Raw genomic sequence first — 16,759 nt, forward strand, 5'->3', positions numbered from 1 at the left:
ATGGGTTATGCAAGCAATGATCTGCTTGGTAACTCATGCCCTTTCAAATTAAATAAGCCGCTTCCACTCAACAAGGAAATCCTTCCACGTCGCTATTTTTCAATTTACCTATCAATGTAACACCTTAATTCTTACCGCCATAGCCCTTGTAAGTAGCGTAAACTGCATCTGCATATTGATCTGCCAGAATAGGACGGCCATAGGAATCCGTAGCTCCCGGATACCAGTTATCTCCACCGTTGTAGTGTAATAATCCGTTGTAGATATTTCCAAACTTCACAATCTTCTCATTTAAAATCAACGCGCCCAGATATACCTGATCTTGTTCACTGCTATGATTATACGCACGGCCAAATTTTGAGCTGAATTGAGATAAATACGCATTGCGTGTGTTTGGTTCTACCTGCATCAATCCGTCGCCGGCCGATGGACTACCTGGTAAACCGGCTCCAAAGCTGCTTTCCTTTTTGATAACAGCACTTAACAATAAAGCAAAATCTCCGCCTTTCCCATAGGCATTGTCCGCATTCATGACATATGTCCATATATGGCTTGGAACTTCGGCAGGCTTTGTTACTGTAGGAGGTGGTGAACCCGTATAAATCTTGACCGATGACATTTTGTCATTGATCGTGTTGCCAACCCAGGAAGAATCTGAAGTAAAGGTCCACTTGGTTCCTCCAAAATTATCATTCTCGTATACTTCAACCGTCCAACCGCTTGGAACCTTAAGAGACGACATCCAGTCATTCGGAATTCCGTTTGCGTTCAACTGAGACAGTGTATAATTGCCTATCCCGAGTGTCACTGCTTTTCCTCCATAGTTTATATCTGCATAGAATGTTACTCCGTTCGTTGTCGGTGGTGTGGTTGGTGGCGTAGTTCCACCGCTACCGTCTTTCTGCCATAAAGCAGGGACATTGGACGGTTCCCAACCTACGAGAGAAGTATGTGCCTGAAGACAGGTATAAGTGCTTCCACTATAGGTTACTGTGTCATTTACTGCATATGCGGTATTTGGAGCCCATGCTCCTCTAGCGGCTGCGCTCACTGACGGTAAGGCTGCGCAAAATGTGGATAGAAATACTGCTAAAACTACCAAAAGTGATAAGGGCTTAAAAGGAAACCTTTTATTAGTCATTTTCAAACCTCCTTGTTTCTTTATTTATCTGTAGCGCTCCCATGAGACATTCCACAGGTTTTTGTTGTACTATTATCTTACTTTATTTCCATTTTCTAAATTAATTCCACAAAAACAGAAGAAAGACTATGGAAAAATGAAGGGGGACGGATTAAATAAAAAAACCGAGGAAAAACAGGAGTGGATACCTGAATTTCGCCCGGCCTGTAACACAACTTTAGGCTTTAACACGACTTTATAGGCTTTGAGATGACTTTAATTACGTTCTACTCCTATCGCACTAACAGTGCGCAACACTCCACATGTGACGAGTTGACAGTGATAACAAATTACAGGAGCTATTCGCCCCTGCATATCAAAACTCTCGTTCTATCAAGCCCTTTAGTCATATGTAGATAGATAGTCCGTTCAATAATTGATGGGGTGTATCAAAATTTAACCCACCTTACCACTACATATAGATTAGTACCAGTCCCGCGCCAATAATTAATATCATGACGACAATGGGTAATGTTGTTAGAGTAATCCCCGCTATCGCCATACCTCTTCCTTTAGAAGATTTTCTTGCAATAATACCTAAGAAAAAACCTACAACACTAAGTATAAAAGCAAAGAGAATTGTGGCCATAGTACCTGTCGAAGGCATGTAGCTGTACTGGGAATCAAAGCCCAACTTTAACATTCCTACTATGAAAAATAATATTCCGAATATACCGAATATTAATGATACTACAGCTTGCCCTAGTCTATCCTTTGGCTGATTCTTCATGGCGGCTTTTGTTGTTTTACTCGTGTTACCAGAAGGACCATCCGCTCCCCCCCACTTTATTGATTGCTGTCCTGTTTACTTGAGGACTAGCCGCCCTAGATTTACTGCTAACGGTCCTGTTAGCTTGGGCGGGCGTTGTCCTATTGGGCTGATTGAATGCAGTAGTTCTATTATCCTGTTTCACTTCTTTTGACCCCCTTCTGATATGTGTATGTAGTTATTTAGAACTATTCGACGAAACTTCCCAATATCCTCTTTACAACCTCTGAGTCGAAAGTAAATCCATTGACTCTTTTTTAAGACATATTGATATAATTATCGAATCGGTAAGGGACCAAGTTCTTGTCCTGAGCAAAGGACAAGAACTTGGTCCCTTAAAACAGAAAACCCGCGCTGGGCGCGGGCTATTATGGGACTATGTTCTTGTCCACCCACAGTTTACCAGGTTGGCAATAAAACAAGAAGGAGCTGTATTTACGCAGCTCCTCCTTGTTTTATTTATTTTCATTTGATGAACGGTATTCAATCGAAAATTTTAAAACTTAATCTCAAATATATTGATGGTAAAAGGATCAGAGGACAGACTAGCCATATATCCTACATAATAATCTGAAACTGGAGCCTTATATGTGTCTGTTACTGTTTGTTTTATACCTTCAGATCTCCATTCATAAGGTGGGGTGGTCAAAGCTCTAATCCAAGTATAATGATTAGCAGGTCTGTTTAGTTGGTATCTAATGCTCATATTTGTACCTTTGACTGCATATAGTCCACTAGAATTACCTTCCGGAGTAAATGTCACCGCTTCATTATTATACAGCGTTATTCCCCGCCAAGCATATTGAGGCTTAATAATACCATCATCTGAGATTTGCATTGGAATAATTCCTTCTTCAATTACATTGCCATCAGCATCAAACTTTGTATAACTCCAGCTAATATCTGTGCTAGAAGCTTCTTCATTGGTTCCACTAGTAGATCCTGCAGCGCTTACCGATGTAACTAAAAAGAGTGACAATAATAAAACCGATACTAAACTCATCATTTTTTTCTTCATTGTTTATTGTCTCCTTAAAATTAATATAGTAGAATCAATTCCAAAATAAATGGTCTATTATGGTTCATAAAAATATCAGTTATTTTTTGTGAGCCTTAAAGTTCCCTCTCTCAAGGCAATCGTATCAGAACTTGCATTTATTATGTAAAAGTAATATTGCCCTGGTTCCTCAATAGTTAAATTGTAATTCCCCTTTAATTGATCGAATTGTTGCGATGGATTTAGAACACCGTCTTTAACGTAACCAATTAATATATTTTGGTTTTCGACCACCTCCGATTTATACTTTTCAAATACATATTCTACAGAGTCACCGGCTTTTAGTTCCCACCCCCTTCCATTAGTATCTGTTAAGACGCTTATTGAACCATTTACAGTAATTATCTCAGGGGAAATAAATACTCCGTTTTTTTCTTTGGTTTCTAACTCAAATATTGAAGAAGGCATAAAATTTTCTTCCATTATCTTTGTGATAATCCGGTTCTCAGGAAGACCATTTCGTGTTCTATTCTTTAATTCTTCTAGTGAGTACTCGATTCCATTAGAATCAATATATACTCCGTTTCGATATATCATATAATCGCCACTTGTTTCTTTTCCAATCAAATGCCGATTATAATCAGTTATTAACTGTGTTTCTTTTATTTCTTTAGGACTACAAGCAATAATTGTTGATAAACCAACAACGATTATACCGATAAACAAACTTTTTCGGATTTTTTTAGAGTTATTACTATTAAACACCATAAATATGAATCACCTCTCAGAGTAATTATCAGATATGTTATATGTTAATTCTACTGGATAAGATACGCGGTTCCTTTGCTATTGACGAATAACCCATATTCATCTCCTATATTTTGCATTATTGTCCATTCATTATTAATAACACCAATTACAAGGGGAAAGTTTGGTGTCTCTATTTATTTTTTATTGAATTAGCCGGCCATGAATGAAGCGTCCCAATCTACATTGAATCAAATCGGATAGGAGGCTACCCATCGAAGGCAAAGGTCTTCCAGAAGGGATGAGAGTTTTTGGCGACATTTTAAAAAAGTTCTATTACCTTTGCCTGGAGGGGTTCTGGATGATTGGCTATCATGACGGATACGACACGCCCACGGATTATTGCGGAAAAAACGAGAACCAGCCGCCATCGCATAACTAGGATCTGTTCGCTAACCTTCAATCTCTACATTTTCGAAACATCAAAAAAAGAGCCTCCGCATGTGGAGGCTCTGGTCGTACAGGTATGGCTTTCAAAAGGATTCGGAACCAAAGGGAAATGAAATCTACAGTCTCTTGGCAGCTTGCTGCGTAGAGCCTGTGAGTGCCCCCATCTGGATTTTTTGGATAGCGAATAACTTCCACTCCAGAAGATGTAAAATACTGATGCTCATTAAAGGCTGTCTCGACTTCAACCAAGTCGTATGACATTTTAGCTACGAAAAATAGAACCCATTGTATAAACTTCTGGAGAAATAATTCATCTAACAACAAAAAATATATATTGCGTAACGATACGCTATATAATATAATCAATTTAGGTTAGAGATTTCTTGTATAATTCAGTGAGGGATACACTTGAGTTATACTTATCCCAGAAAGTCTCCTTCCTTATATAATGCGTAACGAAACGATTTATAACATATTATTGGAGGAATTTAATTATGCCAAAGATACCAACTTGTACAACAAATGCATTGAACGCCGTAACTATCCCGAATGTAGCACCTACGTTAAATCTTTACGGCCAAAGAAACAACACACGTCGGTTCTTAATGTCTGACAATCCCGAATCGGTATATACAAACAACTTTACAAACGGAACTGCTGTACTTTGGCACGATTCCGTTTCTGGTCAAACAACAGTTTACTACCGCGTATACGTTTGGCATGTGAATAGAACCGGAGCACCCATGAAATTCGGAGTAACGATTGGAAATGCTGGCGCGAGTCCAATTACCGTTTCTAATCTTCAACACTGTGTTGCATTAACAACCAACTATATTGGACAAGGGCAGTGTACAGCAGCCTCACTTGTCGGTTCTTCTTTGACGAGTGACACCATTATTGACACATCGGTTGCCGCTGGTAAAGTCGGATTGATCCAAGAATGGACCGTTCCAAATGGTCAGATTGTTGGCGGCGCACTCGAGTTTCAAATCTCCTCTTCCGCAGCAATGTCTTACAAAGTGCGTACCGTTGCTTCGACCAATACAAGCACAAATTTGAGGACCATTAATAATAAGGTTGCAGATGCAAATAGTGATCACCCTCGAGGATCCTGGCCGTTCTCTAATATTACAGGATTTGCTAATTCCACTTTCTCCCAAAACATTATTTACGATCTAGGAAGTGGTAATAAAGCGTATGCGATCAACAACAAGGTAAATGATAATATCATGGTTAAAAAGGACAGTTATGACGAAGCCAATGCAATAGAATCGAACAAGGGGCACTATGGAGTTGTCTATAAGACTCCTATTACACTTAGAAACCCAACCACCACGGATCGAACAGTTAAGATTTATCTTACAGGTCGAGGGGGAAGTTACGGTGGAGCTGTAAGGTGGAATAATGGCACGACATATAAAGTACCGAAACTTGCGTCGAGCACAGAAGGAGTTCTGGTGGCAACTGTAACGGTGCCGAAGGGAACGAGTGTAAACCATGACATCTATACATCCACTGCCGGATCCCTAAGCACTCCTGCTGCCATTGTATGTATCTCGTAACAAAGAAGGTTTCCAAGAAGCGTATACGCTTCTTGGAAACCTTCTTCACTTTTTAGCCTTCATCTTTGAATGTCAGACCAGGGAAAACCGTGTACGATGATAGCCCCTTTGCTGATCTATCAATTTTCTTAATTAGATATTCATCCACTCTCGCTGGTTTCGGAGTTAAATCAATATCCCATGTGTTTTCAACTGGTGAAGAGCGGCCAACATAAGTTACGAATTTAACGCGTACTTTATACTCGCCTCTACCGTCTACTGTGCCCGTCTTTTTCGCATCAATGATGTCATGATCTAATAATGAAGGATAATTTCCGCCTACAGGGACATAAACTCCTGGGGCAATGAATGTCTTATCGAAACCTTCAACGACAAGGCTCTTAACCAACTCTTCATCCTGGCCATCGTATCCTAGAATAAACTGATCAATCACTCTCTTGACCGCAGCCCACTCCTCGCCATACGTATCATCAAGGGACTGGTTCCAAACATCGTTTGTTACTGGAGCATTAGAAGTTCCTTGTTTGATGGATACTGTCTGTGACTTGGGATCCCATGAAACGTTGGCCCCAAGTGCCTTAGAAATGGTACTGATTGGTACCATCACTCGGCCATTTACATTCTTAGGAGCAACATCAGTCGCGATACTCTCCCCATTCACAACGATTTTAATTTTCCCAGACCCAAAAGTGTAAACCCCGCCCATTACCAACGAAATACTTAGGACTACTGCTGAGACCGAGAATAACTTTTTTTTGTTCACTAACAATACCTCCTCAAATGATCTGCATTAATATAAACGCAATCTATGTTCAATTTGTTGCCAAAAAAGTAAAAAACTATTTATATTCAATTACCCATTTCCAAACATCCCTATACACCAACAAAAAAATATCTCGTCCTCTTTTCCCTCTAGGCATTCACACTTACTTAGAATAAACGAAAAAAATTTAGCGCACTTATTAACGCAGTTATCTTTATGGAAATTATATCCTCTCACAGTATTCCGTGACGATACGCAATATGATATAATCGATATACATACAAAAAAGTAATATAATTGCAAAAATGTAACCGAATAATCTGAAACAATTTAGCAATTAGAGTCGTAAAGAATATACAATAGAGGAAATTATATCCTTAACATGGGAACGTATGTTTGGTATAATTAACAAACCTAGTACAGATTAAACAAAAGGGGGCGTGACATATGGTAATTTTCAAAGGCAAATTCTCTACCAATCAATCCGATTTGTTGAAACCGCCACGACTATCAACAGAACTGTACCTACATATCATGGATATAATAGGATCAAGTCCCACCTCTAATTTTTTCAGCAGAATCAGTGAGAACTATCCTAATGTGCTCATTTGTTTAGTAGAACAAAATCAATTGGAATCGTATACAATGTGCCACATTTTTTCATTTGATCATATTGGAAAAGAATATTCTTATCAGACCGTTACAAAAGAACAGATAGCTTTCATAGAAAGCTATCTGAATGAGCTTAATCTTGTTTAGTGGACCCTTTTTGTTCTTGCATTACACGTTCATATTCTTCTTCAATCGTTTTTGAGAGCAGGTCTGTGGCTGTCATGTTAAGCTTCTTGGCAGCTTCAGCCAACTGCTTTTTTATATAAGCCGGAACATCATAATGAAACTTTACTTTATTACCGTAAGCCAATGCCTTCTCCTCCTATTGACCCATGACTTCTTGATACTTTTTCTCGATTATTCGTATTAACAGTTGCGTCGCGGACATGTCCTGTAAAGCAGCCGCTTCAATCAGCTTTTCTTTGATCTCCGGTTGGAATTCATATGGTAACTTAAGTTTAGGCTCAACCATACGTCCATCTAATGTTCGTTCAGCTTCTATTGCAAGATCCACTAACAACTGCAACGGTGAATCCACTGAAGCCTCTCTCCCATACTTTGGAAGTACGCGAATCAAGTATTGTTTAAGGGCAAGTTGATTTTCTTCCGGAATTTCAATACTTAAGGCATCATTGTTGACCCTGATTTCACAATCCACATTATAACCAAAAAGGTTAACCATGTATTTCATACAAACCCTCCTTATCGCTGTTGTTATTATATAGTGAAACGTTACGTACTACAATATACCTTCTTCTTTCTTGGGCTCCATTTTCAATAATTCTGTAAATATACCATTACCCCTAGCCTTATAATTTGCTAGCAGACCTAGCGTAGCCATAACGACTAATTGCGATTGGGATAGGCCGGTCTGATTGGCCATCTGTTCCAATTCACTCTTCGCAAGATCAGGAAGATAAACCGTTAGCCTAGGGGGTTTTTCTTTACTACTCATTCGTGCATCCTCCTAATTATATAACACATCTTTCATGTTATTATAACATATATTTTATGTTATGTCCTCAAATATATATAGCGTTACGATACGTAATATATTAGAATAAGAAGTATCAAATCTAGAAAGGAGGTACTTTTATGGAATTCGAAGCCTTTGTACAACTCATTGGAAATGTTGGGTTTCCCATCGCATTATCCCTCATCTTACTCCAGACGATATTGGTTAAATTCAACAAGCAGATGGATACATTGGAAAAACGGCTAGGGCAACTGGATAAAACCATGAATTTGTTAGTCCGAACCTACTACCAGAACACACCGAAAACGGAAAAAGATCATGATCAGTAATGGATGTTTGACACAAACAAAAAAACTGGAAATAAATATCGAAAATTATATTGCGTTACGTTACGCTATATGATACGATATAACCAAGTTGAGAAACTGCTAGACGAATTGATAGATTGAGGGATACAGTCTATCGGTCGCCTATATCCCAGCTGTTAACTTAACAAATAATATTATGGAGGTAATTTATTATGGAATATCGTGAATATACAGGAACAATTAGTGTGAATTTGAGTGATATGGGGAAAATCGTTGATATGCACACGGCCCTACTTAACCACGCAGAAACAAAGTATGGTCAAAGCAGGTTAGAACAACACCTTGCCGGTCTCGGCCTTTCTGTTAGTGCTGTTATTGGATATTTTTCAAAGATACCTGGTCCTACTGGGAAAATTGCCTTGGCAGCGGCAGCAATCGCTGCGCAAACGTACGAGATCCTTAGAGCCATCGTTTCCTCCCCATTTACTCTCGATAAAGTTCTTAAAGTAGGTCTTCAGGGAAGCACCAACTCAGTTGGCTTGGCTCGTAACCTGTCGTGGTTTGCGAGCAACTCTTCAAAATATAGAACTATTGAATTTGAAGCCGCATTCTTGGAGTATACCTATACTACATCATCGGGTCGCGAAAGTATCCGGTATATTCAAAGTTGCGCTTCCCCTCGTCGTCTTCAATTACATGACGGCACTTGGATCAGCGCTTCCTAAAATGATTACAACAAAAAGACGGGCCGTAAGCACGGCCCGTTTTTCACTTCAATATCCTAAGTAGTAGCAAAACGATCGTGAAAAAGATAAGTACAAATGCTAAACTAAATGAAACTTTATATCGTTTTGTTTCCTTAACATATTTCAACTCCATATAACCACGATAAAAAAAAGGTAGTGCGAATAGAAGCGCTAGCAATGGTTGTGGTTGGCTTCGATCCAAAAGCCATATTGCGAGTATTACAGGTATGAGTAAGAACCATGAAATTAAATTATACCGCTTATGCGCTGATGTATCACGAACGTCTTCCTCCCCGTCAACAAAAACTTTATTAAGAATAAATTGACCGATTATAACCACAAGAAAAATAAAAGCATACAAACCTTCCATTACAAACCTCCTAGATTTTATTTCAATAAACAGCAAATAAATCCACTTAATTTAATATTATAACAAATAAAATCAGAAAATAACTTGAAATATTTTCCATTTAATTTTCTTGTATTGGGTACTTCTTTCATACACAACAGCATAAAAGACCCGGTCTCCAAGGGTTGAATCTTCTCAGCATTTACCTCACACCCACTTTCAAAAGTGGCTGGGTGAATCCGAACCTCTCTACCGGTATCATTAAAAAAGTCAAATTTCATACGACACCCCTTCTCAAAGAAGAACTCTGGATAACCTCCAACGTTCCATGCTAGGTAATTGATACATGTCCTGTTGTTGAACCTTGGACATTGTTTGGTGCATCTCGCACTTGGATAATTTGTTCCCTACAGCCATAACCTGTTTGGTACATTCTTTCAGTGCTTTATCCAGCAGCTCCACAAGAGAAACGGTAGATGCAATTGAAGCCTTGATTACACATCTCGGCCGGACCAAGAATACGCTGCTGGATGATTTTAATATCTCGGTTAACCGAGTTTTGACGCTGTACGACTTTCTCAAGCTCATGTTTGTTCGGCTGCCGTATCTTATCGATCATCGATTTTGGTTTTAAGGCCTCATAGCGCTTATCCAGGTCTGCTTTACGAGCCTCTAATTTCGACAGCTCATGTTGGGCCCTAATCGGATTTTCAAGCTCGTATAATTTTTTCCGGACTTCTTTCAGCTGCTGCGAAAACTGTTCATTTTGTAACTCTTTATGTACTTCCTTTAATCCTTTATTCCATTCATTCATCGCTGTGAAGTTACATATCACCGGCGAATATCTTCTTCAGGAATGTGGTGACCTCCCTTGGCTACACGTTGAGCTACACTCTCGATATGAAGATTCACATTATCAAGGCCTACAATACAGATTGATATTAAATCCAGCTTGTTTTGCAAGCTCCATTTGCCTTATTGCATTCTGCCCACCCAAGGTAGTTTCGATCGAGAAAGACTTTCCGGATTGAATACAGTCCCGAACACGCTTCACAGCTTCACGGCCGGCAGCAAAGTCGGCTTTGTTTTGGTGTAAATGACGATATCCTCTTGCAATCTCATCTCCGTATCGATGACAACTACATCTGGATTCCGATGTTTAAAATGTTCGTCAACTCGGACTTACCCGCACCATTTGTGCCGGCAAAAACCGTCATCGAAATGAATGTTTTAAAAAAACCTGATCAGAGCCTATCGAATTTATCATAAACTCGTAGTATCACTCCGATCTATATTTGGCTTATAACATCACGACGGACAAAAACGAGAAATGCTACTCATTAACTCATATAAAAGACGAAATACCACTTGTATTTTGCAAGTGGCCTTTGATCTACCCGTTAACACCGTGATTATATGTGCTCTTTTAGAAATTCATATGATATATTCACAGTCTTTTAACTTTCCCCATTAATAACACTTCAACCCATTAAGTCAATAAGACTTCATCTAATCCCTAATCAATTAGCGCAACTCTCCATGAATCATCTTTATTTTTTGCAAATGTTGTGGTATGCATCTTAAGTTCTCTTTCATCTCCGCTTGTTCTGTAATAGAACACAATGTTAATTCTTCCGTTTTCGGAGAACTGGTCGATTATATAAGGTGTGCCGACAAATTCAAAGTCTTCATCGTTTTCAAGTAAAAACAGTTGACTATTCGCTACATCCTCCGAAATAAAACTATTTTTAAATGCAGTTTTATCTTTCGCTGCCCATGCAGTTAAATTCTCTTTGAATATGGTAACGATATCTTGATATTTCTCATCATATTTCATTTCATCTAGTGAGAGTCCCTTTTTGAAGGGGCCGAGTTCATTGATATCCACTTCTTTTGGATCCTCGACCAGCCCACTATTGCTTTGGTTCGTGTCCTCAGAGTTTTCTTGTTCTTGAGTCTGTGATGTTGGATCATGATTGGAGCCACTATTTGTTTTTTCAGAGTTACTCGTACATGCTGTTAAGATTAAACAAACACACAGGATTGCAATAAAAAAAATACGCATAAGGAAATCCCTCCAATAAATTATATTGCGTAACGCTACGCTATATTATATAATATGATTATAGCTTACGTTTGATTCGAAGATGAAGGGTACATTTTCGAATCAGATACCCTCTAAGTTAAACAAAAGAAGGAGTGATAGTAATGGCACAAGCAAAATATTACAACAGTACAATCAGCGGAAAGACAGTTCACTATATTGCTGCAGATCCAGAAGCGATTAATGTTGAAGATTTGGGTGGCGCAGTATTGAGTAGTAGCTCTAAATTCGGAATCAACGGGACATTTTTTGATGATAAGTTAAAAAAAGTATTTGGTATTGCTTGTACTCGATTTGGTCACAGCGTCCGAGAAGCAGGGAGTAGCGCTGTTTACCAACGAGGAACCATGGTTTGCTTACAGCAAAATGCAAGTGCTGCTCATGAGTTAGGAGTATACCAACTGCTCCAGATCGCAGATCTACCAAATAAACATGGTATCAGTCCTAACTACATTAAATGGGCCATCAGTGGACTGGGCTTGTACCTCAATGATTCTAGTATTACTGATAGCAAAACGTTGACAAAAAGGCTGGTAGATAATGAACATGGTCAGTCTGTGAATGCCGTTTCTCCAGCAGCTAATTCAGATCGTGCAGCAATTGGTTACAATAGTTCTACTAAAAAAGTTATTTTAGCAAATATTCTAAATGCTACTCCGTGGGATGTGCGAGTAGTCATGAAATCCTTGAATTGTTCAAGCGCTGTTATGCTTGACGGTAGTTCGGCAACACAACTTCGAGCTAAAAAGGCTGATCAGACTGTTGTTAAGAATGGTGGAGGTCGCAATATTTATAGCATTGTGACTGTCAACGCAACTTGGGTTTAATCTCTTCATATAAGTAATAACGTTATCAAATTCAGGATGTTGCTAAATAATTTGGTTGTTTTAAATTTTGTTATATATTTCCAAAAATTAAACTGTGAAAAGCCTCTCTTTTGGGAGGGGCCTTCGCAGTTATTTTTATTGTGATTTGCTTATTGTCGCACGGAAAGTCTCTTGTAGCACTAGATACGTTCCCGCCGAATGACAATCCTTCCGTCACTAATCAACAGATCAATTCGTTCCCGAGTATGGATAACAGCCGTCACCTCTTACATGCTTCGTACAATGGCCGAGGATGAGCCCAGCTAGGACGTTTACGTTTGGAAATCGTGTTCTCCATGGAATCGCTGCGAGTCAAAATCGCATACGTGTAATCGTTTGCTTCACACCTTGTCCCCAACTGTAAAGCCGGCTGCTTCCAATGATGTTGGCTCAATCCAGATCCGAGTATTTTCACGGTGATAGCTAGTTATCTTTGGTTCTAGTTTTAAATTGATTGGGGCAATTGGTGGTATAGGTATGTTTATTATGTCCCTTTCATTACCTGTAAGTATCTTAGTTGGATTCGTTGGGAGAAGCACTCTTTTGTATAAGCGTTATTCATCCCTGCAACAAACCCCTGTTCATCCCCGGCCACTCTGAACAGCAGTGTATTGATCGTGGGATGCAATATATTATTAAACGTAAAGAACAACATCGTGACTACCATGACATAGTAGAAATGACCTGAGAATAATAAGAATACAAAGGATACTGAGGATAACAACAGCATGGCAACGATGATCCGTTTTTCTCCGAATCGTCGTGTGATCCGGTCGGTGAACAAGAGTTGGTTCAACGTGCCGATGAGTGAACATACGGTAAGCAGTATAGCGATCTGGCGAGGATGCCCTTGTATTCTTACGGCGACCGACATATCAAGTTCAGAAAATCGTTTTTTTTTGAAAAGTATCTATATTAAAAAGAGAACGCCCCTAAATTGGCTCAGTTTTGAGAATAGAATACTACCTGTCGCATCTAATCTATTCCTTCGCGTACCATCAATATTAGGCACTCCATAAGTGACGAATACTTAATATTGATAGAATGTAAGGTATGAAAGGGAGAATCTAAACTCCCGCTAATATCAAGTAGAATCCATTAGTCGGCTTGGGTGAGCATTTTTGCGAGCGGCGAGGGAAACTTCGGCAGGACGCGTTTACCGTCGAGCCAATCGCTAAGCCGTGCGGCTTCGTGCTCTAGCGAGGCCAGCCCTTCTAAGCTGATATCCTTAATAAGTTGAAGGATGACCTCACCGGTGTCACTTTGGACCCAACTCCCCACGATCTGCCCGTCCCACCAAGCTGTGGGTCCTGCGTTGCCGCTGGTGTCGAACAATAGCTCTTTATACGGGCCGAGATACCAGTCGCGTTCAAACCACCCCATGGTCGTAGGATCCAGCGGCGGTAGGAGCGCGGCCCACAGTTCGACGGGATCGACCGGTTCCATATCATCAGGAAGAGCGTAGCCGATCTGGCCGTCGAGATCGACTTCAACCGCATGGAGACCGACAAGCGCCCTGCGTACCGCGGTGAGCGTCGATCCGAGCCACTACTTGATGTCGGTCACAGTGCCGGGGCCGAAGATCCGCAGCCACAGTTCGATCAGCCGCGCTTTACCCTCGGCTTCGTCGCAAGGTTCGATGTCATACCTAGCCAGGAGCTCATCGTGGCCCAGCGGTGTCGGGATGTGCTCCAGGAGCCGTCGTTGGATGCGCGCACAATTTGTCCTGCTGCGGACAGCGTGGTTAGGGCTCTTGGACCGACCGTGACTTTCCCTCCCCAGGACTTCCCTTCTCCATGGGTTATCGAGCCGGTGAGAAGTGGTATCTTCTCGCGCAATTCGGACAGAGTCGCCTCGCGCCCGTCCGCGAGCGAATAGAGTTCGTCGCATCGCCAAGTGCTTGATAAGAGAGCGATCAACGTAAAGGGCGTGATCCATATCTTCCACGGTCATCCCATCGACACGCGCCCAGGCAGAGAGATACACGGTAGGCTGGTCCGTCCCGTGGAGACGCACCATGCTCCTCGCCGCGTCAACAACTTCCTTCGCCCTGAATTCGGGTGCTAAACGGTGGCGACGCGCAATCGCGCTCGACGTTCGGCTACACCGAAACTCCGGGTGGAATGAGTAGTCATTGCTCCTATACCTCCTCTGTTTAAAAAACGATCAAATGAATGACAATCAAATCATTCATCAATGAAGTTAGCGATTATTTTTAGTCAGATACAATTACAACGTTTATTAAAGCAAAGATAACGATCAACAGCAAGCAAACGCCAAGTCAATGTTCGTAGTGCTCTTTTCACTCCTCTCCTTCCACGATTTATCGGCTCATTTGTTTGAAGCATAACATTCTAATCCTGACATCATATATGTCAGAATACCAAACGCTTAGTATCTTGTCATAGTTAGTCCTCTTAGTCTGTTTATGAGATTGTATCCATACTGAGGCTATTCTTCATGGCATAAAAACGTAGTAGATGGAAATGCGGCATACTGTAAATAGTGTATACGATAGCCCACTTTCAAGTTTTCCCTCGATCTTTCTTGTGATTTTCTTCCGCATCAAAAATACCACTGGGCTCCATGATGTTTCGTAAAATTTTCAAAATCAAAATTAGTAGTCGAAAAAAACCTGATAAAGAAAAAAGGGCATGGGTTATGCAAGCAATGATCTGCTTGGTAACCCATGCCTTTCAAAAATCGTCTCGATAATCCTCCAATGCCTTTGTCAATTCTGTCAGACATTCTCGACAATTGTGATCGTGATCTTATTATGCGCCTTCGGTCCTGATGACTTGCGATCATCAAGAAAGATGCAAGATGAGGTTTCAACGATAATTAAGGGTTTAGAAGCAGACGATCAATACGATGAATTTGAATACAGTATAGAAATCTGGGCATATCTTAACATCTGTTGCTGGCTGGATGAAGTATGGCAACTCATCACAGATAAAAATAAAAAGGGAGATCTACAGTATTCGTAAGTAAAAATAAAGCCATTTATTGCGGTGTCGTATGTATGTGATTTTAATAAAAAAATGCAATTATCCATTAGAAGGATAGCTGCATTGGTATCTCATAATTTAACGTTTGTTTAATTTTCTCCGCGATTATTTCTGCCATCAGTGGTGGTACTGCGTTGCCGATTTGAGTTAACACCGCAGTGCGAGGTCCCTCGAAGAAGAAGTTGTCTGGAAATGACTGAATACGCGCAGCCTCTCGAACAGATAAGGATCTAATTTGCTTATTGTCAGGGTGTATATAATAATGCCCATCTTTTGCAATATGAGCAACTACAGTATGTGAATAAGGTAAATCACCACTTACAACCTTGAATCTGTCTAAGAATGAGCTTAAATTATTATGTGTTCTAAGCTCTTCTGGCAAGTCAGTATAGACAAGCCGTTTTTTCTCTTTGTTCCAAAGTTTAATTGCTGTCTTATAAATTTCTCTGTCTCTCTCATTATGCATTCGAGTAATATGCTGAGTTAATATATCGTCGGGTTCCCTTAACCTAGAATCCAATAAATACTGGCTAGGCTCAGATATATATTCCAATGCCTCTCCACCAGGTTTTAGTTTTGGAAGGTCCTTTAGTAAATCATTTACGATGTAACTATGAATAACCTCTTCAAACTCGGGGTAACAATATGGTTTTTCTTTGCTCCAACCTATAAGAATAACTCTTCTTCTTTGTTGAAGCACACCAAACTTACAGGCGTTTAAGGTTTTTGCTTCTATTTCGTATCCCGATTCCCTCATTATAGCTTTTATATCATCGAACAAAGTACCTTTTGCAGCATTTAGAATACCAGGAACATTCTCAAATACAAACATGTCTGGTTTGTATTTCTCCAAGAACTTCACATATTGTTTATACAAATGATTTCTAGGGTCCCTCTCCTTACCATAAGGATCCCTAGCTCTTCCAACTAATGAATATGCCTGACAAGGTGGACCACCGATTATTACGTCGACTTTACCATTTTCAAAATTCTTTAGGTTTTTGTCGATTGCACTAAATATTTCATCTATAGTTTCATCTGATATCTCTGCATTTATAATAGCTTTACTTAAATCTTCTGGAATATGAGTATACAGTTCTTCTCGAGTAATGTTCCCTTTGAGGTAATCTCGATAAATTTCTGTACGACCGTTTTTCTGCAAGTGGAAATAGGCCGCTCTAGTTTTTAGGGTTAGAGAAGCATAGTGATCCATCTCAACATGCGCGACGGGCTCAAACCCAGCTCTAATGAACCCCTCTGATAATCCTCCTGCTCCTGCAAATAAATCAATAAACTTCATTAGCGAATCCCCTATCTTGCTC

At 40.1% G+C, this 16,759-nt stretch carries 19 protein-coding genes and 2 pseudogenes; 4 read left to right on the top strand and 17 right to left on the bottom strand.

What is annotated here, in order from left to right:
* Window positions 1–124: 124 nt before the first annotated feature.
* From ACETK5_RS26890 to ACETK5_RS26905, 4 genes are all read right to left on the bottom strand, one after another.
* A complete protein-coding gene (locus ACETK5_RS26890; protein ID WP_394058938.1) occupies window positions 125–1,141 on the bottom strand; it encodes a carbohydrate-binding protein in 1,017 nt (338 codons plus the stop codon).
* 451 nt (window positions 1,142–1,592) lie between these two features.
* The gene (locus tag ACETK5_RS26895; RefSeq protein ID WP_394058940.1) at window positions 1,593–1,910 is read right to left on the bottom strand and encodes a hypothetical protein; all 318 of its coding nucleotides are present in this window, start codon (window positions 1,908–1,910) and stop codon (window positions 1,593–1,595) included.
* A gap of 535 nt (window positions 1,911–2,445) precedes the next feature.
* The gene (locus ACETK5_RS26900) at window positions 2,446–2,967 is read right to left on the bottom strand and encodes a hypothetical protein (RefSeq protein ID WP_394058941.1); all 522 of its coding nucleotides are present in this window, start codon (window positions 2,965–2,967) and stop codon (window positions 2,446–2,448) included.
* 75 nt (window positions 2,968–3,042) lie between these two features.
* Window positions 3,043–3,714 (bottom strand): hypothetical protein, encoded by a 672-nt coding sequence (locus tag ACETK5_RS26905; protein WP_394058943.1) that lies wholly within the window; start codon window positions 3,712–3,714, stop codon window positions 3,043–3,045.
* Between the two features lie 923 nt (window positions 3,715–4,637).
* Here ACETK5_RS26905 and ACETK5_RS26910 point away from each other — a divergent pair.
* Window positions 4,638–5,705: a hypothetical protein gene (locus tag ACETK5_RS26910; protein ID WP_394058945.1), complete on the top strand. Its 1,068-nt coding sequence runs from the start codon at window positions 4,638–4,640 to the stop codon at window positions 5,703–5,705.
* Between the two features lie 52 nt (window positions 5,706–5,757).
* Here the strand turns inward: ACETK5_RS26910 and ACETK5_RS26915 are convergent, their stop codons facing one another.
* The 4 genes from ACETK5_RS26915 to ACETK5_RS26930 form a co-directional block, all read right to left on the bottom strand.
* Window positions 5,758–6,468, bottom strand: coding sequence for a copper amine oxidase N-terminal domain-containing protein (locus ACETK5_RS26915; RefSeq protein WP_394058946.1), 711 nt, complete (start codon window positions 6,466–6,468; stop codon window positions 5,758–5,760).
* Between the two features lie 745 nt (window positions 6,469–7,213).
* Window positions 7,214–7,390, bottom strand: coding sequence for a hypothetical protein (locus tag ACETK5_RS26920; protein ID WP_339270652.1), 177 nt, complete (start codon window positions 7,388–7,390; stop codon window positions 7,214–7,216).
* Between the two features lie 12 nt (window positions 7,391–7,402).
* On the bottom strand, window positions 7,403–7,771 hold the full coding sequence (locus ACETK5_RS26925) for a hypothetical protein (RefSeq protein WP_394058948.1): 369 nt from the start codon (window positions 7,769–7,771) through the stop codon (window positions 7,403–7,405).
* Window positions 7,772–7,819: 48 nt separating this feature from the next.
* Window positions 7,820–8,035, bottom strand: coding sequence for a ribbon-helix-helix domain-containing protein (locus tag ACETK5_RS26930; RefSeq protein ID WP_394058949.1), 216 nt, complete (start codon window positions 8,033–8,035; stop codon window positions 7,820–7,822).
* Between the two features lie 140 nt (window positions 8,036–8,175).
* On the opposite strand from ACETK5_RS26930, the gene ACETK5_RS26935 reads away from it, so the two are divergent.
* Complete coding sequence (locus ACETK5_RS26935; protein WP_394058950.1) at window positions 8,176–8,385, top strand: YvrJ family protein; 210 nt, start codon at window positions 8,176–8,178, stop codon at window positions 8,383–8,385.
* Window positions 8,386–8,576: 191 nt separating this feature from the next.
* Complete coding sequence (locus ACETK5_RS26940) at window positions 8,577–9,089, top strand: hypothetical protein (protein ID WP_394058952.1); 513 nt, start codon at window positions 8,577–8,579, stop codon at window positions 9,087–9,089.
* Window positions 9,090–9,132: 43 nt separating this feature from the next.
* On the opposite strand, the gene ACETK5_RS26945 is transcribed toward ACETK5_RS26940, so the two are convergent.
* From ACETK5_RS26945 to ACETK5_RS26960, 4 genes are all read right to left on the bottom strand, one after another.
* Window positions 9,133–9,480: a DUF4181 domain-containing protein gene (locus tag ACETK5_RS26945; RefSeq protein WP_394058953.1), complete on the bottom strand. Its 348-nt coding sequence runs from the start codon at window positions 9,478–9,480 to the stop codon at window positions 9,133–9,135.
* A gap of 17 nt (window positions 9,481–9,497) precedes the next feature.
* Entirely contained in the window at window positions 9,498–9,740 is a 243-nt protein-coding gene (locus ACETK5_RS26950; RefSeq protein ID WP_394058955.1) for a hypothetical protein, read from the bottom strand.
* A gap of 164 nt (window positions 9,741–9,904) precedes the next feature.
* Window positions 9,905–10,273 carry a hypothetical protein gene (locus ACETK5_RS26955; RefSeq protein WP_394058957.1) on the bottom strand — a complete coding sequence of 123 codons (369 nt, stop codon included), beginning with the start codon at window positions 10,271–10,273 and terminating at the stop codon, window positions 9,905–9,907.
* Between the two features lie 702 nt (window positions 10,274–10,975).
* Complete coding sequence (locus ACETK5_RS26960) at window positions 10,976–11,524, bottom strand: hypothetical protein (RefSeq protein WP_394058959.1); 549 nt, start codon at window positions 11,522–11,524, stop codon at window positions 10,976–10,978.
* A gap of 143 nt (window positions 11,525–11,667) precedes the next feature.
* On the opposite strand from ACETK5_RS26960, the gene ACETK5_RS26965 reads away from it, so the two are divergent.
* Complete coding sequence (locus ACETK5_RS26965; protein ID WP_394058961.1) at window positions 11,668–12,390, top strand: phosphodiester glycosidase family protein; 723 nt, start codon at window positions 11,668–11,670, stop codon at window positions 12,388–12,390.
* Between the two features lie 523 nt (window positions 12,391–12,913).
* On the opposite strand, the gene ACETK5_RS26970 is transcribed toward ACETK5_RS26965, so the two are convergent.
* From ACETK5_RS26970 to ACETK5_RS26990, 5 genes and pseudogenes are all read right to left on the bottom strand, one after another.
* On the bottom strand, window positions 12,914–13,303 hold the full coding sequence (locus ACETK5_RS26970) for an MFS transporter (protein ID WP_394058963.1): 390 nt from the start codon (window positions 13,301–13,303) through the stop codon (window positions 12,914–12,916).
* 224 nt (window positions 13,304–13,527) lie between these two features.
* Window positions 13,528–13,965 (bottom strand): annotated as a pseudogene (locus ACETK5_RS26975) (DNA glycosylase AlkZ-like family protein); the annotation flags it as partial.
* A 65-nt stretch (window positions 13,966–14,030) separates the two neighbouring features.
* Window positions 14,031–14,267 (bottom strand): hypothetical protein, encoded by a 237-nt coding sequence (locus ACETK5_RS26980; protein WP_394059117.1) that lies wholly within the window; start codon window positions 14,265–14,267, stop codon window positions 14,031–14,033.
* Between the two features lie 37 nt (window positions 14,268–14,304).
* A pseudogene (locus ACETK5_RS26985) lies at window positions 14,305–14,448 on the bottom strand (DNA glycosylase AlkZ-like family protein); the annotation flags it as partial.
* 1,035 nt (window positions 14,449–15,483) lie between these two features.
* Window positions 15,484–16,737, bottom strand: a complete 1,254-nt coding sequence (locus ACETK5_RS26990; protein WP_394058965.1) for a DNA cytosine methyltransferase — start codon at window positions 16,735–16,737, stop codon at window positions 15,484–15,486.
* Window positions 16,738–16,759 lie beyond the last annotated feature (22 nt).

Origin of the sequence: Paenibacillus ilasis, from assembly GCF_043195395.1 — a bacterium.
Lineage (GTDB): Bacteria > Bacillota > Bacilli > Paenibacillales > Paenibacillaceae > Paenibacillus_AQ > Paenibacillus_AQ lautus.